Annotated in this window: 19 protein-coding genes, 1 tRNA gene and 1 riboswitch; of the genes, 13 read left to right on the forward strand and 7 right to left on the reverse strand. The window is 55.2% G+C overall.

What is annotated here, in order from left to right:
* Positions 1 to 84 precede the first annotated feature (84 nt).
* The 4 genes from CAP31_RS12780 to moaC form a co-directional block, all read right to left on the reverse strand.
* The gene (locus CAP31_RS12780) at positions 85 to 339 is read right to left on the reverse strand and encodes a hypothetical protein (protein ID WP_087447889.1); all 255 of its coding nucleotides are present in this window, start codon (positions 337 to 339) and stop codon (positions 85 to 87) included.
* A gap of 103 nt (positions 340 to 442) precedes the next feature.
* Complete coding sequence (locus CAP31_RS12785) at positions 443 to 1003, reverse strand: glycine zipper 2TM domain-containing protein (RefSeq protein WP_223247282.1); 561 nt, start codon at positions 1001 to 1003, stop codon at positions 443 to 445.
* Positions 1004 to 1033: 30 nt separating this feature from the next.
* Positions 1034 to 1303 (reverse strand): hypothetical protein, encoded by a 270-nt coding sequence (locus CAP31_RS12790; protein WP_087447890.1) that lies wholly within the window; start codon positions 1301 to 1303, stop codon positions 1034 to 1036.
* A gap of 106 nt (positions 1304 to 1409) precedes the next feature.
* Positions 1410 to 1886: a cyclic pyranopterin monophosphate synthase MoaC gene (gene moaC, locus CAP31_RS12795; RefSeq protein ID WP_087447891.1), complete on the reverse strand. Its 477-nt coding sequence runs from the start codon at positions 1884 to 1886 to the stop codon at positions 1410 to 1412.
* Between the two features lie 42 nt (positions 1887 to 1928).
* Here moaC and CAP31_RS12800 point away from each other — a divergent pair, with 42 nt between their 5' ends.
* The 8 genes from CAP31_RS12800 to CAP31_RS12835 all read left to right on the forward strand — a co-directional run bounded on the left by CAP31_RS12800 (position 1929) and on the right by CAP31_RS12835 (position 12004).
* Positions 1929 to 3347 carry a M48 family metalloprotease gene (locus CAP31_RS12800; RefSeq protein ID WP_087448389.1) on the forward strand — a complete coding sequence of 473 codons (1419 nt, stop codon included), beginning with the start codon at positions 1929 to 1931 and terminating at the stop codon, positions 3345 to 3347.
* A gap of 188 nt (positions 3348 to 3535) precedes the next feature.
* Complete coding sequence (gene soxX, locus CAP31_RS12805) at positions 3536 to 3904, forward strand: sulfur oxidation c-type cytochrome SoxX (protein ID WP_087447892.1); 369 nt, start codon at positions 3536 to 3538, stop codon at positions 3902 to 3904.
* 29 nt (positions 3905 to 3933) lie between these two features.
* A complete protein-coding gene (gene soxY, locus CAP31_RS12810) occupies positions 3934 to 4395 on the forward strand; it encodes a thiosulfate oxidation carrier protein SoxY (RefSeq protein WP_087447893.1) in 462 nt (153 codons plus the stop codon).
* Between the two features lie 53 nt (positions 4396 to 4448).
* On the forward strand, positions 4449 to 4763 hold the full coding sequence (soxZ, locus tag CAP31_RS12815) for a thiosulfate oxidation carrier complex protein SoxZ (RefSeq protein WP_087448390.1): 315 nt from the start codon (positions 4449 to 4451) through the stop codon (positions 4761 to 4763).
* 67 nt (positions 4764 to 4830) lie between these two features.
* Positions 4831 to 5661, forward strand: a complete 831-nt coding sequence (gene soxA, locus CAP31_RS12820) for a sulfur oxidation c-type cytochrome SoxA (RefSeq protein WP_087447894.1) — start codon at positions 4831 to 4833, stop codon at positions 5659 to 5661.
* A 170-nt stretch (positions 5662 to 5831) separates the two neighbouring features.
* Positions 5832 to 7547 carry a thiosulfohydrolase SoxB gene (gene soxB, locus CAP31_RS12825; protein ID WP_087447895.1) on the forward strand — a complete coding sequence of 572 codons (1716 nt, stop codon included), beginning with the start codon at positions 5832 to 5834 and terminating at the stop codon, positions 7545 to 7547.
* 120 nt (positions 7548 to 7667) lie between these two features.
* On the forward strand, positions 7668 to 10277 hold the full coding sequence (gene alaS / locus CAP31_RS12830; RefSeq protein ID WP_087447896.1) for an alanine--tRNA ligase: 2610 nt from the start codon (positions 7668 to 7670) through the stop codon (positions 10275 to 10277).
* Positions 10278 to 10342: 65 nt separating this feature from the next.
* The gene (locus CAP31_RS12835) at positions 10343 to 12004 is read left to right on the forward strand and encodes a hypothetical protein (RefSeq protein WP_087447897.1); all 1662 of its coding nucleotides are present in this window, start codon (positions 10343 to 10345) and stop codon (positions 12002 to 12004) included.
* 75 nt (positions 12005 to 12079) lie between these two features.
* On the opposite strand, the gene CAP31_RS12840 is transcribed toward CAP31_RS12835, so the two are convergent.
* Both CAP31_RS12840 and CAP31_RS12845 read right to left on the reverse strand, forming a co-directional pair.
* Entirely contained in the window at positions 12080 to 14404 is a 2325-nt protein-coding gene (locus CAP31_RS12840; protein WP_087447898.1) for a DUF1631 domain-containing protein, read from the reverse strand.
* Positions 14405 to 14449: 45 nt separating this feature from the next.
* A riboswitch (cyclic di-GMP riboswitch) is annotated at positions 14450 to 14534 on the reverse strand.
* An 82-nt stretch (positions 14535 to 14616) separates the two neighbouring features.
* Positions 14617 to 14690: transfer RNA gene (locus CAP31_RS12845), tRNA-Gly, on the reverse strand.
* A 115-nt stretch (positions 14691 to 14805) separates the two neighbouring features.
* Between CAP31_RS12845 and CAP31_RS12850 the strand changes: the two genes are divergently transcribed.
* From CAP31_RS12850 to CAP31_RS12870, 5 genes are read left to right on the forward strand one after another with little or no spacing between them, the layout of a single operon-like run.
* The gene (locus tag CAP31_RS12850; RefSeq protein WP_087447899.1) at positions 14806 to 15174 is read left to right on the forward strand and encodes a hypothetical protein; all 369 of its coding nucleotides are present in this window, start codon (positions 14806 to 14808) and stop codon (positions 15172 to 15174) included.
* Between the two features lie 21 nt (positions 15175 to 15195).
* Positions 15196 to 15399, forward strand: a complete 204-nt coding sequence (thiS, locus tag CAP31_RS12855) for a sulfur carrier protein ThiS (RefSeq protein ID WP_087447900.1) — start codon at positions 15196 to 15198, stop codon at positions 15397 to 15399.
* Positions 15400 to 15426: 27 nt separating this feature from the next.
* Complete coding sequence (locus tag CAP31_RS12860) at positions 15427 to 16209, forward strand: thiazole synthase (RefSeq protein WP_087447901.1); 783 nt, start codon at positions 15427 to 15429, stop codon at positions 16207 to 16209.
* Positions 16210 to 16908 (forward strand): tRNA (guanosine(46)-N7)-methyltransferase TrmB, encoded by a 699-nt coding sequence (gene trmB / locus CAP31_RS12865; protein ID WP_087447902.1) that lies wholly within the window; start codon positions 16210 to 16212, stop codon positions 16906 to 16908.
* Complete coding sequence (locus tag CAP31_RS12870; protein WP_087447903.1) at positions 16909 to 18099, forward strand: citrate transporter; 1191 nt, start codon at positions 16909 to 16911, stop codon at positions 18097 to 18099.
* A gap of 27 nt (positions 18100 to 18126) precedes the next feature.
* On the opposite strand, the gene CAP31_RS12875 is transcribed toward CAP31_RS12870, so the two are convergent.
* A complete protein-coding gene (locus CAP31_RS12875) occupies positions 18127 to 19746 on the reverse strand; it encodes a SulP family inorganic anion transporter (RefSeq protein WP_087447904.1) in 1620 nt (539 codons plus the stop codon).
* Between the last annotated feature and the right edge of the window lie 114 nt (positions 19747 to 19860).

Here is a 19860-nt window from a genome sequence, read left to right on the forward strand (position 1 = left end):
TTGCATAATTTTGGTGCACCCGGCACTAAAATCGCACCAAACGAAGACTTATTCTGGAATCGGCGCACTTGTCCAGGCACCAGATTACTCGGCATGCTTGTTCACTGCGGCGGCATTACCCCAGCGCGACAAATCATCGACTTCGACGCCGACCCACCACAGCGAGCCGACGCTATCGTGATCGATGCCGCCCGCCAGATGTTGCCCCGGATTCAGCACAATATGATCAGCGTACGCTTCGGCCTCGCTCAGTGTTCGGAACACATGCCAGGATACGACATGGTTGTCAGTGGTATGTGCCGGCACTTGCCGCAACTGGGTAAATAGTTGGGTTTTCATGATATTGCCCCCTAAGCGATAAGAACAATATCAGTCTAGACAAAAAACCGGAAATATCCAGCCTGAGCCGCCATGTACGCGGCACATCTATTGAACTGCTGCTTTAATTGTCTTCCCGGTCGTCATAGCGCTGACGATCATCGCGCTGATCGCCCGCCAAGACGACGTTCACATTGACATCGACATATTTGCCCGGGTCTTGCGGCAACATCGCCGTCATCGTCCGGCCCCGATAGCGATACACCACGTTGTAGCCGCTGATCACCTGACGATAATTATCGTGATTGGCGCAATGCTCGACCTGCCGCGGCTGGTTGTAGCCACCGTTATTGGCTACCTTATCGCCAACGACCGCACCGGTTGCCGCACCCACTGCAGCAGCGGCAATACGTCCATTGCCCTGCCCGACCGTATTGCCCAGCAATCCGCCGACCAGCCCGCCCAGAATAGCACCGCCATAACCATGCCCAGCGCTGCTGCCGTTGTTATAACTGCCTACGGTTTCCGTCCAGCATTCACGGCGCGGCTCATTGATCTGCTGGTAAACCGGGGTGGCGGAAAGCACTTGGGCGCGATCAGTGAAGCTCGCACCATCATCCGCCCAGGCCAGATTAGTCGCGGCTACCAGAGCCAAAGCGGTAAAATTCAGTTTGATCATGTTCATGATACGACTCTCCTGATTCATGCAATTCTTCTAATTACGGTTCCTGCGCCCGAAATCCGGACGATCGGCGCGCTCCTGCCGACGTTCAAAACCATAGCCGAACCCCTCATTCCGCTGCCGAGCAGGCGCTGCTTCCTGTTGCCGCTGCTGGCGCTGCTCATAACCCATATCGGCATTCTGATCATTCTGACGCGGATTGAAGTCATTCCCGCGAAACGAACGGTCATGACCACCCGCTGCCAGTGCGGATGTTGTGCACAGAGCGATAGCAACGAATGCGAATACTTTGGAGTAAGTCATGGTTTACCTTTCTACCTGGCGGGCACATCATTTATGCCCACGTCTGCATCATGATCCAGAGAATTTACACAAACATTTCCAAAACAAATAAAACTGTAACAATGTGTTACGAGGCAAGCCAGTGCCCCGACTTGCCGCCTGACTTTTCGTGCAGGTGGATGGCTTCCATGCGCATGCCGCGGTCCACTGCCTTGCACATATCATATATGGTCAGCAAACCCACATTCAACGCGGTCAGCGCTTCCATTTCCACCCCGGTCTTGCCTACGGTCTCCACCCTCACTTCCGCATCGATTGCAGACAGCGCCTCATTCACTTCGAACGCCACATTCACCCGCGTCAGCGCCAGCGGATGACACAGCGGGATCAGGTCGGCGGTACGTTTCGCCGCCTGAATCGCGGCCACTCGCGCCACGCCCAGCACATCGCCCTTCCTTGCACTGCCCTGCCGGATCATTTGCAGGGTGCCGGGCAGCATCACGATACGACCGCGCGCCACCGCGATACGGCGGGTATCGGCTTTATCGGCCACATCCACCATCTGGGCGTGACCCTGTTGATCAAAGTGCGTAAATTCATGCATAGTTTCAGGAACTCCAAAATAAATCCGGTTATCATATCAGCCATGAAACTGATAATACTCATACTCTGCCTGGTTAGCCAATCCGTTACCGCCAGCGAATTGCCGGATCTGGGGGACATTTCGCAAAGCAGTTTTTCCAGCCGCGACGAAGCTCGGGTGGGCAGCGAGATTATGCGCGATATTTATGCCAACCCCCAGTATTACGATGATGCGGAGCTTACCGACTATTTAAACAATCTGGGATCCCGGCTGGTGGCCGCAAGCTCGGAGAGCCAGCGCAGTTTCCAGTTTTTCGTACTCAAGGACAACACGCTCAACGCCTTTGCGCTGCCGGGCGGCTACATCGGCGTTCATACCGGGCTGATCGAAGCCGCCCAGAATGAATCCGAACTCGCCGGCGTGCTCGGCCATGAAATCGCCCACGTGACCCAGCACCACCTGGCACGCATGATCGAGAGTCAGAACCGCAGCATTTTGCCATCACTCGCCGCTCTGGCTGTAGCGATTCTAGCCGCACGTTCCAATCCGCAAGTAGCGGGCGGCGCAATCGCTGCGACTCAGGCCGTGTCGATCCAGAAACAGCTGGATTTCAGCCGCGACAACGAGCGTGAAGCCGACCGGATAGGCATGCAGATCATGAGTGCGGCAGGATTTGACCCCAATGCGATGGCCACTTTTTTCGAACGTTTACAAAAATACAGCCGCCTCTACGACAACAACGCCCCCGCTTATCTGCGTACCCACCCATTGACCAGCGAACGTATCGCCGACATGCAGAACCGTGCCGCGAATCTGCCGCACAAACAGGTTGCCGACAGCATCGAATTTCAATTGATGCGCACCAAGCTGCGCGTCCTGAACCAGTCTCCGAGCACGGCAGTTACCGAGTTTACCGATGACGTTCGCGACAAACGCTATGCTGACCTGACCGCGGCACAATACGGTTTGACCCTTGCGCTGATGCGGGCGCAGAAATACGACGCAGCAGAAGCCGCGTACCAAAAACTCAGACAAAGCGGCCGGTCCAGCCCGATTATCGACAGCCTGGGAGCCAGGCTCAAGCAAAATGCCGGCGATATCAACGGCGCATTACAGCGCTACCATGATGCACGCAAACGCTATCCGAATTACCGCCCACTCGTCTATAGCTACGCCGATGCCCTGCTCACAGCCGGACAGGCAGATAATACGGTCAAACTGGTTACCGGCATCATCGCCATTCACCCCGACGACTATCATCTCTATCAATTGCAATCGCGCGGCTACGCCCAGCAGGGCAAGGATTTCCTGCGCCACTACGCCCAAGCCGAAGCCTATGCCCATCAAGGCAATTTGACTGCCGCCATCGAACAGTTGCAAATCGCCCTGAAAACCCATGACGGCGATTTTTACCAGATGTCGATTGCCGAAGCGCGTCTAAAACAGCTCATGGCACAAAACAAGGCCGATAAACAAACTTAATCGACACTTTTATCTTATTAAAATTTGGTACAAATATACTTTCTGCGCTGTTTTTCATAAAAAAACGCTTCCTCCCACTTGGATTCATATTTTTTTTGCTCTATGCTTTGACAATCCGAGTTCGGATTGACGGCACGTAAAATATTTTACGTAATGATTCACCAGAACCCATAAATCAGGAGGATGACATGCGGTTACACGCATCATTGATATTAACAGCCAGCTTAGTTGGCACAATCAGCCTAATAAATGTTGCCTATGCTGCAGACGCAGCCAAATCTGAAATGACCGGCAAACAAATCGCCTATGACAAGAGTCTTGGTAACTGCCTGGCTTGCCACGCCATGCCGACCATGCCGGATGCCGTAGCCGCCGGCACAATCGGACCACCCCTGATCGCAATGCAGGCACGCTACCCGGACAAAGCCAAGCTTCGCGCCCAAATCTGGAATGCCATGGACGCCAATCCAAACACAGTAATGATTCCATTCGGTAAAAATAAAGTCCTGACCGAACAAGAAATCGACAAGGTCACCGACTTTGTTTACGGACTTTAATTAATCCACTTTCCACAAGGAGAAAATGCATGAACGTTTTACGTCGTAACATTCTGAAAGGCGCAACTGCCGCAGGTACGCTTGCGGTAGCAACCGGTTTATTTGGTACCGGCAACGCATTTGCTGCTTATAACACCGCTGCTTTTAGCGCAAAGTCCGTAGCGGACGCACTCAAAGGCATGGGCGCAGGCAGTCCGGCCGAAAGCAAAGACATCACCATCAAAGCACCTGATATCGCTGAGAACGGTGCTGTGGTTCCTGTCGAGATCACCAGCAAAATCGCCGGCACCACCGGCATTGCGATCATGGCCGAGAAGAATGCCAACCCGCTGGTAGCCAGCTTCAAGCTCGAGAACGGCGCCGAAGCTTTCGTTTCCACACGTATCAAAATGGGCCAAACCGCGATGGTTCGCGCAGTTGTCACCGCTGGCGGCAAAACCTACACTGCAGCTAAAGAAGTCAAAGTAACTATCGGTGGTTGCGGCGGTTAATACTGTCCATAGTTTGATAACCACTCAACTCGTTTTTTATTAAAGGAATGACCATGGCAGAACCAATGAAAATCCGTGCCACGATGGCCGGTGATAGCGCTGATATCAAAGTACTGATGAACCATCCTATGGAAACCGGTCAGCGTAAAGACCCAAAAACCGGCCAGTTGATCCCGGCCCACCACATCACTGAAGTAACTGCTACTCTCAACGGCAAACCCGTACTGGAAGCAGAATGGAGCGGCGCCATCTCCAAAAATCCATACCTGGGTTTTAAAGTCAAAGGCGCTAAAGCCGGTGACAAAGTAACCGTATCCTGGAAAGACAACAAGGGCGAGAGCAACAGCGCTGACGCTACTGTTAGCTGATATTCAGAAAACCACACCGGAGAATGCATTCTCCGGTGCTGATTGCATATAACTTACGGAGGACAGCATGAAAAAAACGCTGCTAGCGCTGGTTGGGGCCGGTCTATTATTCGGGGGAGTTGCAGCCAACGCCACCCCGGAACAGGATCGCCTGAATCTGGACAAATACTTTACCAATAAATACCCAGATATCAAACTGGACAAATATGTCTACGGTGCACTTGCCTTTGATGCAGACTCAATGGCGCAATACGACAGCATCATGGATTTTCCACCTTTCGGCACCGTGGTAGATCAGGGCCAGAAAATGTGGGACACCCCATTCAAGAATGGCAAAACGTACGCCAGCTGTTTTCCTAACAGCGGCAAAAACGTCGCAGGCAATTACCCTTATTTCGACGACAAAGCCGGTAAAGTGGTTACGTTCGAAAACGCGATCAACACCTGCCGCACCACGAATGGCGAAGAAGCATACAAACTGGGCGACCCGGCAACCATGGGCAAGCTGACATCTTATGCACGCACACTCTCCGATGGCATGCTGATGAACATCAAGGTCAATGGCGCAGCTGCACAAGCTGCCTATGAAAAAGGCAAGGCGCAATTTTACTCGCGTCACGGCCAGCTTGGATTCTCCTGCGCCAGCTGCCACGTTTACAATGCCGGCAACCACCTGCGCTCGGAACTGCTTTCCCCTATTATTGGACAAGCTACGCACTGGCCGGTATTCCGCGGCGGCGAGAATCTGGTAACCCTGCAGAACCGTTATGTAGGTTGCCACAAAATGATACGCGCCGTGCCATTTGCGATCGGTAGCGAAGAGTACAACGATCTGGAATACTTCCACTCCTACATTAGCAACGGCTTACCGATGAAAGCGTCGGTATTCCGTAAATAATTACAGCACTACGTAAAAAATAACGGCGAGGATAATATCCTTGCCGTTTTTTTATAGATGTACCGGCTAATTGTGGGTGATTAATACCATGTACTCACCAGCATTAAGCGCTAGAATCATTACCATAACAACAGCTCATTCACCCATTTAGAATTAAGGAGTTCCTTCGTATGATGAACCGCCGTGAATTTTTACAAATACTCGCCGTTGCCGCCGCTTCCGGCATGGCCATAGACAGCAAACAGGCGCTCGCCGGCAATGCGCCCTCCAGCTTCTATGACCTGCCGCAATTCGGCAACGTCTCGCTGATGCACATGACCGATTGCCATGCACAATTGCTGCCGATCTATTTCCGCGAACCGAACGTCAACATCGGCATCGGCAGTGCACTCGGTCAGCCACCGCATCTGGTAGGCGAATATTTGTTAAAACATTACGGCATTCGTCCGGGCACCCGTGAAGCGCATGCGTTTACTTACCTAGACTTCCAGGCCGCTGCGCGTACTTACGGCAAGGTCGGCGGCTTTGCCCACCTCAAAACGCTGGTCGACAAAACCCGCGCTTCCCGTCCCGGATCGCTGCTGCTGGATGGCGGCGACACCTGGCAGGGTTCAGCCACCTCGCTGTGGACCAACGCGCAAGACATGGTCGATGCCTGCAAATTGCTCGGCGTCGATGTCATGACCGGCCACTGGGAATTTACTTATGGCGCGGATCGCGTCAAGCACATTGTCGACAACGACTTCAAAAACAAGATCGACTTTGTCGCCCAGAACGTTACTACCAACGACTTCGGCGACCAGGTATTCAAGCCTTACACAATGAAAGTAGTCAATGGCGTGCAAGTCGCCATTATCGGCCAGTCCTTCCCTTATACCCCAATCGCCAACCCGCGTTACATGGTGCCCGACTGGACCTTCGGCATTCAGGACGAGAATATGCAGAAAATCGTCGACGAAACCCGTGCCAAAGGCGCACAAGTGGTGGTCGTGCTCTCGCATAACGGCATGGACGTAGACCTCAAGATGGCATCCCGCATCACCGGTATCGACGCAATTTTCGGCGGCCACACCCACGACGGCGTACCGCAGCCTACCCAGGTCAAGAATGCCAAAGGCACCACACTGGTTACCAATGCCGGCTCCAACGGCAAATTCCTCGGCGTCATGGATTTTGACGTGCGCGGCAAGAAAATAGTCGGCTGGAAATACCGCTTGCTTCCGGTATTCTCCAACCTGATCGCACCCGATGCAAAAATGGCCGCGTTCATCGAAAACGTGCGCGCCCCGTTTGCTTCCAAACTGAACGAAAAACTCGCCGTAACCGAAGACCTGCTCTACCGCCGCGGCAACTTCAACGGCACCTTCGACCAACTCATTCTGGATGCGCTGATGGCGGTTAAAGGCGCTGACGCAGCGTTCTCGCCCGGTTTCCGCTGGGGTACTACGCTGTTACCGGGCGATGTAATCACCATGGACAAACTCATGGACCAGACCGCAATTACCTATCCATCTACCACACTGACCGAAATGACAGGCGAAACCATCAAATCCATCATGGAAGACGTGTGCGACAACCTGTTCAACAGCGACCCGTATTATCAGCAAGGCGGCGACATGGTACGCGTCGGCGGCATCCAGTACACCGTCAATCCGAACAACAAGATAGGCAACCGCATCAGCAACATGACGCTGAAAGGCAAGCCTGTCGATGCCAGCCGCAAATACAAGGTTGCCGGCTGGGCTCCGGTCGGTGAAGGCGTTAGCGGCACCCCGATCTGGGATGTCGTTGCTACCTATTTGCGCGATATCAAGGTCGTCAAGCCGCGCCAGCTGAACATGCCTAAAGTCGTAGGCATCGGTAAAAATCCAGGTTACGTAGTTTAAAATATTGCGTTATACCCGATAGGCAAAAAGGTCACCACAAGTGGCCTTTTTGTTTATCAGGTGAATTTATTGCGTATCCGGGCTAAAATGCATGCTATTCAGTTTACATAGCCTCCCATCATGAAAAGTAGTGAAATTCGTCAACGTTTCCTCGATTTCTTTGCCCGCCACGGTCACACCATCGTTGCTTCCAGCCCGCTGGTTCCGGGCAACGACCCGACCCTGCTATTCACCAACGCAGGCATGGTGCAGTTCAAGGATGTGTTCCTCGGACGCGAGTCGCGCCCTTATGTGCGTGCGGCCAGCTCGCAGCGCTGCGTCCGTGCCGGCGGCAAACACAATGACCTGGAAAACGTCGGCTACACTGCTCGCCATCACACCTTCTTTGAAATGCTGGGCAATTTCAGCTTTGGCGACTATTTCAAACGCAATGCGATCCAGTTCGCCTGGGAGTTCCTCACCGTCGAACTCGGCATCCCGCAGGAAAAACTGTGGGTAACGGTTTACCATACCGACAACGAGGCCCACACCATGTGGACCACCGAGATCGGCGTGCCGGACGCACGCGTGATTCGCATAGGTGATAAAGCCAGCGGCGGTTCGGACAACTTCTGGCAAATGGGTGACACCGGCCCGTGCGGCCCCTGCACCGAGATATTCTACGACCACGGCCCCGATGTGGCTGGCGGCCCGCCCGGTTCACCCGATGAAGACGGCGACCGCTATATCGAAATCTGGAATCTGGTGTTCATGCAGTTCAACCGCGATGAAACCGGCACCCTGCACCCGTTGCCCAAACCTTCGGTTGATACCGGAATGGGACTGGAACGCATTTCAGCAGTGATGCAGCATGTGCATAGCAATTACGAGATCGACCTGTTCCAGGCGCTGATTCACGCTGCGGCCCGCGTCACCAGCACCAGCGATTTGGATAACAACTCGCTCAAAGTCATTGCCGACCACATCCGCGCCTGCGCATTTCTGATTACCGACGGCGTCATCCCCAGCAACGAAGGCCGCGGCTATGTGCTGCGCCGCGTTATCCGCCGGGCCATCCGCCACGGTTACAAACTCGGCCAGAAGCAGGCTTTCTTCCATCTGCTGGTCGCCGACCTTGCCAAGGCAATGGGCGCGGCCTATCCTGAACTGGTGGCCGCGCAAGACCGCGTCGCCCAGGTGCTCAAGCAGGAAGAAGAGCGCTTTGCCGAAACGCTGGAACACGGCATGGCGGTACTCGAGCAGGCAACCCCCGCCGGCAGCACTTTGCTGGATGGCGAGACTGCGTTCAAGCTCTATGATACCTATGGCTTTCCGCTGGATCTGACTGCCGACGTGGGCCGCGAACGCGGCTTCAGCGTCGACATGGCAGGGTTTGAAACCGCGATGGAAGCACAGCGTACCCGTGCTCGCGCTGCCAGCAAATTCACCATGCACAGCGGTCTTGCCTATCAGGGGCAAACCACGCTGTTCCAGGGTTACGACCACTTGAGCAGCGAAGCGCGCATATTGGCCATGTACGTCAATGGCAGCCCGGTCGACAGCATCAATGCCGGCGATGCAGCGGTGATCGTGCTCGACCAGACGCCGTTCTATGCGGAATCGGGCGGCCAGGCAGGCGACTGCGGCGAATTCACTACCGCCAGCGCCCGTTTCAAAACCGAAGACACCCAGAAAATCCAGGCCGACGTCTTCGGCCACAGCGGTGTCCTCGAACGCGGCAAATTGAGCGTTGGCGATCAGATACGCGCAACGGTCGATGCGGATAACCGCAGCCGCGCGGCTTACAATCATTCCGCCACCCATCTGCTGCATGCCGCATTGCGGCAAGTACTCGGTACCCACGTAACGCAGAAAGGCTCGCTGGTCGACGCCAATAAAACCCGTTTCGATTTCGCTCACGGCGAAGCGGTTACTCCCGAGCAACTGCAGCAGATCGAGAATCTGGTGAACCAGGAAATCCGGCACAATGTCGCCGTCGACACCCAGCTCATGCATTATGACGATGCCATCAAGCACGGCGCGATGGCACTTTTCGGCGAGAAATACAGCGATGAAGTGCGCGTCATCGCCATAGGCGATTTCTCCACGGAGCTGTGCGGCGGCACGCACGTAACCCGTACCGGCGATATCGGCCTGTTCAAGATCACTGCCGAATCCGGCGTGGCTGCAGGCATACGCCGCATCGAGGCGGTAACCGGCCCGGCAGCCGTCGCCTATATCCAGGCTCAGCAGCGTCAGATACTGGATGCAGCCGCACTGTTAAAAACGCCTGCGAATGAATTGCAGCAGAAAATCACACAAATCATGGATAACGTCAAGGCACTGGAAAAAGAGCTGGATCGCCTGAAATCAAAACTGGCAAGCACACAAGGCGATGATCTGGCGAATCAGGCCGTACGCATTGGCGACGTCAACGTTCTGGCAGCGCAGCTTGAAGGCGCCGATAACAGGATATTGCGCGAGACGCTGGATAAGCTCAAGGACAAGCTCGCGCCCTGCGTTATCGTACTGGCCAGCACCCAAGGCGAAAAAGTCAGCCTGATCGCAGGCGTATCTGCCGACCAGACCCAGCGCATCAAAGCCGGTGAGCTGGTGAATTTCGTTGCGCTGCAAGTAGGCGGCAAAGGCGGCGGGCGCGCCGATATGGCACAAGCTGGCGGAATCAGTCCTACACAATTGCCATCCGCACTTGCTTCTGTGGCACAATGGGTAAAGCAACAAATAGAATAAACCCAAATCAAACGCGCGCCGGGTAACAATACCGGCGCGCGTTAATTGAGGAGCAAACGTGCATCATGTTCAATATATTGTCTTTTCTGGACAAAGATAAAACACCGGCCGACCCGCTTGCCAATATGAAATCGGTGATGCGCTGGCTGAATGAGTTGCCGGTCGCAGACACCTTAGCTACCCATGCTCAAATTCTGAGCGCCCTGATACGTCTCCGCAATAATAACGGCGATTACGACACAGAAAAACTGGCCGTGCTGATGGCACTGGATGAATACGCGCGCCCCTTGCAGACACTGCTAAGCGAACAGTACCTGCGCAATACGCGCATGTCGACCGCGATGGAAGCCAAACTCTGGCAGGCCATTTATGCGTTTTATACCGAAATCAGCCTGGCTTATTACAGTTACATCAGCGTTAACATCGGCGACCCGACACAAACCAGAATAGCGCCTTTGGTGCCGCAATTGACGCTACGCGTACTCCATGATCTGGGCAATATCATCAAATGGCGATTTTTTCATTATGACCAGCCGGATGAAAAACTCTGGCGCATGCTGCACAAACTGTATCGCATAGCTGAAATCCAGGGATTCGTTAATCGCACCATCCCTTTGTATACCGGCACCGAATCCCGTTGTGTCGATCAATACGTGCGCGCCCTGCTGCTGACCCAGCTTCATCCCAGCGCGTTACCGGCAAGACAAATCGAAATGGCAGACAGCTGGCTACTGAAATGGGTACGTCTGGTCCAACTGGACAAGTCCCCAAAACCGGCACAACACCATTTCTATGTAGACCTCGCCAGACCTGCCGGTGCCTCCGTTGTTACCGAACAGCCTTATCCCGATAGCTGCCTGTGCTGGGACGCTTCGACCTTGCTGGGCGAACTGCGGCGTACACGGGACGAATTACTCGCCAGCCCTGACCGCGCCCAGTCAGGTGCTGACATGCGCCAGCCTGAATATCTCAAAATGCTGGATTACGTCGAATTGCAATGGAACCCGGCCAACCTGGGCAAATTGCGCAAAAGCCCGCGCATCGCAGCCAGGAAAACACTCTGCGTTGTGCATGGTTTCAATACGATTTGCAGCATCGTCAAGAACAGTGCGCCAGATACCGAACAGGTACTGGAATATGATGCCGATATCAAATATGCCGAAATGGTCGATATCCAGCTCTACGGTTTTATTACCGAAGCCACCCGTACCAGGCAACACCAATCCGTACCCAAACCCAGTTTGTCCGAGACCCCGTGTGAAAACTGGGGCATGGAGGATGAAAGCAGCGAAGGCTATCGTGCCAGCATTCCGGCAGAAAAAAACGACTGGCTGCGCCTAAGTCGTCTGGTCGGGATAAAAGTCGAGAAGGAACAGCACTGGAAGGTAGCGGTAGTGCGGCGCCTATTCCGGGGGGCGGGAAGCGGAACCCAGGTCGGCATGGAAGTACTCGGCCAGCATCCTGTACTGCTCATGTTCCAGCCGCTCAATACCAATCTTGCGCTGGCAACCAAAACCGAACAAACCCTTAACGCCGAATTATCCATAGCCGTATTATTGACAGGCCCAATTCACAACGGGCAGCTCACGCTCATCATGGATAGCGCCGAATACACCGGAAACAAGCTGTTCAAGGTCACCATCGGCCAGAATCCGAGCATAGTAAAACTAGGGCGCATGCTGGAGAAAGGCGATGCCTGGATACATGTGCAGGCCACCATATCGTAAACAATCGCTGTAGAAACACGTTCAAGCGCCGCAACCATCACCGCCACGCAACAACGCTTGTACATTGATGCAAACCTAATTACTGCGCCCTTGCAATTTCCCGATCAGACGCTCGACCGCACGCTCAGTAAGCGAGCTGGTCTTGATTATGCGCGCTTCACCGCCGCGCAAACGCGCAGCCAGCCTGGGTAATGTCGTGGTGATCGCATCCAGCCCCTGGTTATTGGTAAACAAGTAAATTCCGCGCAACGAACTCACCCAGGACAGACGTGCAGTGCGACTGCTGCCATCCGCATTTACGAATTCCAGCCACATGCCTTTTTTCAGCGCGCGCGCCTGCTCGGTGTACTCATCCTCCTCCAGCGCATCTGCCGGATCGGCTGGAAAATCGAAATGCTCGGTAATCGCATCGATGGATTCGATCGTCGGCAAAGTCGGCATTTCCATACTTGACTGCTGCGTGATCGCCGCACGCATATCGACATCCGTTCCCGGCGGGGTTTTTGCCCGCAAGCCTGCCTTAACCGCTACCGCATGGCAAGCGACCAGCCCGGAGAATATCGCTTCGCGCCGCGACGGCTCGACCTGAATCAGATTCATGCCGTCGCGCAACTGCTTTAGCAATTCCGGCAACATGGATACCAGCGTCAATCGATCCTCGGTATTCAGCTTGGGCGTCACGCTCCATAACAAATCCCGCATGGTCTTGAGGCTGGATTGCCATGCGGGATTCTGCGCGCCCTCCTGCGTATAAACATGCTGCAATACTTGCTGCCATATCGTACGCACAAATTCGACAATCGATTCCGGCAATTCCTGATCGGCGATGGCCTTATTGATTTCATCCTGCACGATGACCTGAGCGACTTGCGCGCGTTCGGCGGTCTCTATTATCTGTGCAGATTCATCAACCGCCGTCTGCACATCGCCTTCATGGCTGGCGACGAACAACTGCAAATCATTCAGCAATGTTTCAAAAACAGCGGCATCCTCGGTAAAATCGTTCAACACCGATTGCACGATCTCATCGATTTTAGCGTATAGCGCAATATTATATGTACCCGCATCGGTCCATCCTACCGAAACACTGGCTATCTCATCCAGCAAACGCCGCGCCGGGTGAGATTTCCTGGAGAAAAACTGCTGATCCAGCATCGCGACTTTTAACACCGGTATCTGCAGCCGACCGATCAGCGCCTTCAGCGCAGCCGGAATATTCTCGTCATCGAACACATAATCAAACAGCATGGCGACGATATCGATCGTCAAGCTATCGGCATGATTGTCGACTTGCACCAGCCCTGCATCACGAATATCGCGCAGCACATTGGTGGTACCTGCCTGAATTAATGCAGGATCAAACGATGTCGCCACATTGCCCACAATCTGCCCGCGCTGCAACAGCGTGAGCGCCGTGATCTGACCAGGGTTAACGGCTTGTTGGCCAAGCTGTAACGAACCGGGCTGCGTCGACCCTCCGCCGGCTATGGGTGTAGAAGCCCAGGCGGCCCCGGTCGACTGCATCTGCTGGCCCAGCAACTGCTGCAGCAATGCAAACACATCCATGCCATCTGTCGCCGACTCACCGGAACCGGCTACCGCCTGCGCTGCAGCAGGACTGGGTTTGCCGGTATTGCGGCTGCGTTCACGCGCCCCGGTCATCCCTACTTTTATTGACGGCAACACACCCTTTTCAGCCAGAAACTGATTTATGCCCTGGTAAATCCCCGGCAATACCGGCGCAATGTGCGCATCGAACTGCTGCAACAGAATCAATCTGACTTTAGGGTCGGCATCCAGCATCTTGCAAGCTGCCAGAAATGACTCGCATAAGTCTTTTGGCGCAAAAGGATTCGTTTCGGCTTTCGCATGCTGATGCAGCAATGCGGCCACGCGCTGTTCAAGTGCCGCCAGCTCTTCGACCGCATTGACCTGCATACGGGAAGCGGATTTGCTGACCACCAGCGTTTCTTCGAACGCCTCCTCGTCAACCAATGACAGATTCAGGTCGAATGCACCATTCTGGTTTCCGGGTTCGGCTACGATACCGCCACGTACCTGGGCATCGAATTTCGTCAGGAACTGATCCTGCAATGCAGCACTCAGCGATTCATTGCGATTACGCAACAAGCTCTGCGTCTGATAATACAGGTTGCGGGTTTCCAGAATGGGGGAACGATCGGCAAGCGCCAGCAAATCATCTTCGACCTGATCGCGCTTGTCGTTCCACACACGATCGATTTCTGTGATCATGCGGTTACGGCACTCATTGAGCAAGGCAAGCACTTCGGCAGGGCTCATGATATTCCGGGCTTTATCAAACTGCGATAGGCTAACAACATTGCGCTGGCTATTTTCTATCATGTTGATCTCCTCGCCCACCAACAGAACAGGCGACATTTACCGAGTATTCTTCGGCTTATTTAATAAGGGAGTAAGCCCCCATTTGGCAATCCCGCTGTCATGGTGTCGCCACTTTAGACCGGAAATTTTGCGTCGCCACCTTTCGATGGGTTTGCCAGTTTCAAATGCTTGGCTCGATAACAATAAAGAAACAGCCAACACGAGCATTTATTCTAGTCGAAAATGCTGATTTTGTGAGTTTTTTGATCTGGAGCGGGTGATGGGAATCGAACCCACGCTATCTGCTTGGGAAGCAGAAGTTCTACCATTGAACTACACCCGCAGGATGCGCAATTTTACGACGGTTCCCGTTATTACTCAACAAGGAAGTATTGCAGTATCATAAATAACGTCATTGTCCATATAGTCAATGTCGCAGCTGGCCGGTCAAGTCCATCATGAATGATCATGCCTCCTCTGCAGCAAGCAAACAGAATCCGTTATGGCATGAGATGGCGGCAACAGCGGTCGCGCATGAATTCGCCATCCAGCCTCAAACCGGACTGTCCTCCACAGAAGCGGCTATATGCCTTTATGTGCCGGTGTTGCAGTCCATCTTCAAGACCGAAGCGCTCATCCTGCCTGAGCTGACCTTGTGTACAAGCACTATCGCGGTAGTGTTTTTTGCCAAGGAAATAGAGAAAAGGCTGGTACGCCACGGCAAGCTCTACCAAAACGGACGGCATGCAATGACACTGAACAGGCCATTTGCTTGCTTTCAGCCATGGCAACAGCCCTGCTGTGATAAAATGACGCAGATATTGTAAGCGCATAAACGAGGTATTCCGGTGATCGAACTTTCTGTCAATGGCACAATCAGGCAGTTGCACACGGCAACTAACGTCGCCGAACTCATCATTGAGCTGGATCTGGTTGGCAAACGCATCGCGATAGAACGCAATGGCGAAATCGTACCGCGCAGTTTATTCGCAAGCACCCCCCTTCACTCCGGCGACCAGCTCGAAATCGTGGTCGCAGTAGGCGGCGGTTAAGCCCGCCCACAACAATTAAGGCACTTTATGGACAAGCTAATTATCGCTGACAAAAGCTATGATTCAAGGCTGCTGATAGGCACCGGCAAATACAAGGATTTCGACGAAACCCGGCTCGCGGTGGAAGCCAGCGGCGCAGAGATCGTCACCGTGGCGATACGCCGCACCAATATCGGGCAGGATGCGGGCCAGCCCAGTCTGCTCGACGCCCTGCCCCCCAGCCGCTACACCTACCTGCCCAATACCGCGGGTTGTTATAGCGCTGAGGATGCGGTGCGCACCTTACGCCTGGCACGCGAACTGCTGGACGGACATGATCTGGTGAAACTGGAAGTGCTGGGCGATCCGAAAAGCCTGTACCCCAACGTCGTGGAAACCATCAAGGCCGCCGAGATCCTGGTCAGGGAAGACTTCAAGGTCATGGTCTACACCTCGGACGATCCGATTATCGCTAAACAGTTTGAAGCCATGGGCTGCGTCGCGGTGATGCCGCTGGCCTCGCTGATCGGCTCGGGCATGGGCATCCTGAACCCGTGGAACCTGCAGATCATCATCAACGAATTGCAGGTGCCGGTGATCGTCGATGCCGGCGTGGGCACCGCCAGCGATGCCGCGATTGCGATGGAACTGGGCTGCGCCGGGGTATTGATGAATACCGCCATCGCCGGTGCGCAACATCCGGTATTGATGGCCAGCGCGATGAAAAAAGCCGTGCAGGCCGGACGCGAGGCCTATCTGGCCGGACGCATGCCGAAAAAAATCTATACCGCCAGTCCGTCTTCGCCCACCAGCGGCGTGATCGGTTCGTGAATGACCGAGCCAACGGATAAACCCAGTCCGGTCGGCCGCCCCATTCGCAGCTTCGTGTTGCGCCAGGGGCGCATGTCGGTCGCACAACAACGTGCCCACGACCAGCTGCAAGCGGTGCACGGCATTCCTTACACAGCGCAGACGCTGGATCTGACCGCGACTTTCAGTCGCAGTGCGCCGAAGATACTGGAAATCGGTTTCGGCATGGGTGACGCCACTGCCGCCATCGCTGCTGCCCACCCGGAAAACGACTATCTCGGCATCGAAGTACACGGTCCCGGCGTCGGCAGCCTGCTCAACCAGATCGAGCAGCGCGGCCTCACCAATCTGCGCATCGTGCAGCACGATGCGGTCGAAGTGCTGAACAACATGATTACCGACCGCAGCCTGGCGGGCGTGCATATTTTCTTCCCCGATCCCTGGCACAAGAAGCGCCACCACAAGCGTCGCCTGATCAAACCGGAATTCGTCGCGCTGATTACCCGCAAGCTGGCACCCGGCGGCTACCTGCACTGCGCCACCGACTGGGAAGATTATGCCACGCAGATCCTGCAGGTATTGTCGGCCCAGCCGGCGCTCGCCAACACCGCAGTCGATTACGCCCCGCGGCCGGCTTACCGGCCATTGACCAAGTTCGAACAGCGCGGCATCCGCCTCGGCCACGGCGTCTGGGATATCGTATTCAAAAAAATCGAATAAATGCTGTTTAATATCCCTGTCGAATTCCTGCTGTTTGCCGGCACCCTGCTGGGTGTCGCCATCTGGCACGAACGCAATCTGCAGATCGCGATCGGCGGCCTGCTCAGCATCATCGGCTATAAATCATGGTCGCAGCATTATGCATTGCTGCCGCACTTGACCCATGAAGCGCCGCTGGTACTGAATCTGCTGGGCCTGCTGCTCGGTTTTGCAATTCTTGCCAAGCATTTCGAGGAATCAGGACTGCCCGACTTGTTGCCGCGTTATCTGCCTGACGACTGGAAAGGCGGCTGGTTGCTACTCATCATGATCGCGGTGATTTCCAGCTTCCTGGATAACATCGCTGCTGCTATCCTCGGTGGCGTGGTTGCGCGTCATGTGTTTTCCGGGCGTGTCAGCGTCGGTTATCTCGCGGCCATCGTCGCTGCCAGCAATGCCGGCGGCGCGGGCTCGGTCGTCGGCGACACCACCACGACCATGATGTGGATCGCGGGGGTGCCTGCGCTGCGGGTGACCAATGCCTTCATCGCTTCTGCCGTGGCCATGACCGTGGCCGGCATCTTCGCCAGCCGTGCACAGCAGCGTTATCAACCCATCCGCAAGGATCCGCCTGCCGGCAATGCACTGGACGGTATCGAACTGGGCATCGTCGGCAGCGTGATCGTGACTCGACTGGTCACTGTCGCGTTGATCATAGGCGGGGCAGCCGCAAGCAATATCCTGCTGAATTTCCCCGCAGCGGGGGCATGGCTGGCGATATTGATCGGCGCCTGGTTCCATCCCGTTCCCTGGCGCGAGGCGCGCAACGCGTTCGCTGGTGCGATATTCCTGATTGCGCTGGTGCTGGCGGCATCGCTGATGCCAGTGGCTGCATTACCTGACGCCAGCTGGCACACAACACTGGGATTGGGCTTCGTCAGCGCTGTATTCGACAATATCCCGCTCACCGCGCTGGCTTTGACGCAAGGCGGCTATGACTGGGGTTTGCTGGCTTTTGCCGTCGGCTATGGCGGCTCCATGATCTGGTTCGGCTCCTCCGCCGGCGTCGCGATCGCCAGTCGCTTCCCCGAAGCCAGAAACACCGGATTGTGGCTCAAACAGGGCTGGTTTGTGCCGGTGGGATACATGCTCGGCTACATCACTTTATTTCTGCTGTTAGGCTGGCACCCTGACAGTTTGCCAGCCCGTTAACCCCGAAGATCGTTCGGAGAGCTCAGACTAAGCCACTACCTGTAACGCACTAACCAGATCAGGCTGCAAGTTTTCCTGCCCCAGCATCACATCAACGCCCGCCCAGACCAGTTTTTTTTGTACGCGCTCGTTGGCCTCGCACACGATCACCCGCGCACCGCGTTTCTGAAACAGCTTGATGGTCGCCTTCAACGAATGGATACCCGTTGCATCAATAAACGGCACGCGCCCAAGACGCACGATCAGCACTCGCACATCCGCGTTCAGACTCGCCAGCGTGCGTTCGAAACTCTCTGCCGCACCGAAGAAAAACGGCCCGTCGATAGAATAGATTTGCACCCCTTTCGGCAACCCTACCGGACAGAATTCCGCCAGATCGGCCTCACTGTCGCCGGTGATCTTTATCGATTCGGTCATCTGTTTCATGAACAGCAAGGCTGCCAGCAGCACCCCTACGTTCACCGCAATCACCAGATCGGTAAACACCGTGAGTGTAAAAGTAATGAGCAACAGCACCCGGTCGTTTTTAGGTGCATGGGTGAGGATGTCCCGGAAATGATGCGCCTCGCTCATATTCCAAGCAACCACGAACAGGATCGCAGCCAGCACCGCCAGAGGGATGTACGCTGCCCACGGCGCGAACACCAGCACGATCAGCACCAGTGTCAGCGCATGTATGATTCCTGCCAGCGGACTGTTGCCGCCATTGCGGATATTGGTGGCCGTGCGCGCAATAGCGCCGGTCGCCGCAAATCCGCCGAACAACGGCGACAGGATATTGGCTGCACCCTGCCCGATCAGCTCCTGATTGGAATCATGACGCGTACCGGTCATGCCGTCGGCCACCACGGCCGACAGCAGCGACTCTATCGCGCCGAGCAGCGCGATGGTAAATGCCGGACCGATCAGCTCGACGATGCGCGAGAACGTCACTTCCGGCACATGGAACGACGGCAGACTGTCCGGAATGCCGCCAAAGGCGGAACCCAACGTGGCAACACCATCGAACTGTGCGTAATACTGGATCAGCGTCACCGCCACCATTGCAATCAGGGGTGCCGGGATGCGCTTGATGAACTTCGGCGCGACAACACAGATCACCAGCCCCAGCGCCGCCAGCAAGGTCGTTGCCGGATGCAGGGTCGGCAACGCGGCAAGCAGGTACATGAGTTTTTCATGGAAATGCAGGCCGGTTGCCGCCGGTTGCAGACCAAAAAAATCCTTCCACTCCCCTACCCAGATCAGCACCGCAATACCGGCAGTGAATCCGGTGATGACCGGCATCGGAATAAAGCGGATGATCGCGCCCAGCTTGCTGAATCCCATCACCATCAGCATCACCCCGGCCATCAGCGTCGCGATCTGCAACCCGTCAAAACCGTGCTTGGCGGTAATCGCCGCGAGGATGACGATAAACGCCCCGGTAGGGCCGGAGATCTGCACGCGACTGCCGCCCAGCACTGCGGCAAAGAAGCCGGCAACGATCGCGGTATATATCCCTTGCTCCGGCTTGGCGCCGCTGGCGATCGCGAAAGCCATCGCCAGCGGCAGCGCCACGATGCCGACGATGACCCCTGACAGCAGATTGCTGACCAAATCACGCCGGTTGAACAAACCGGCACGTCGGGCTTCCAGTAAAGCGATCATGCATGCTCCAGTGCTAAATACCAAGGCTGAAAAACAAACAGCCGCCTATTCAATGGTGAATAAGGCGGCTGTAAGGAATCCGTTTCATTTTTTCCTGAATGGACGATTCCATGC

The sequence above is a fragment of the Sulfuriferula sp. AH1 genome, from assembly GCF_002162035.1.
In the GTDB taxonomy this organism is placed as follows: domain Bacteria; phylum Pseudomonadota; class Gammaproteobacteria; order Burkholderiales; family Sulfuriferulaceae; genus Sulfuriferula.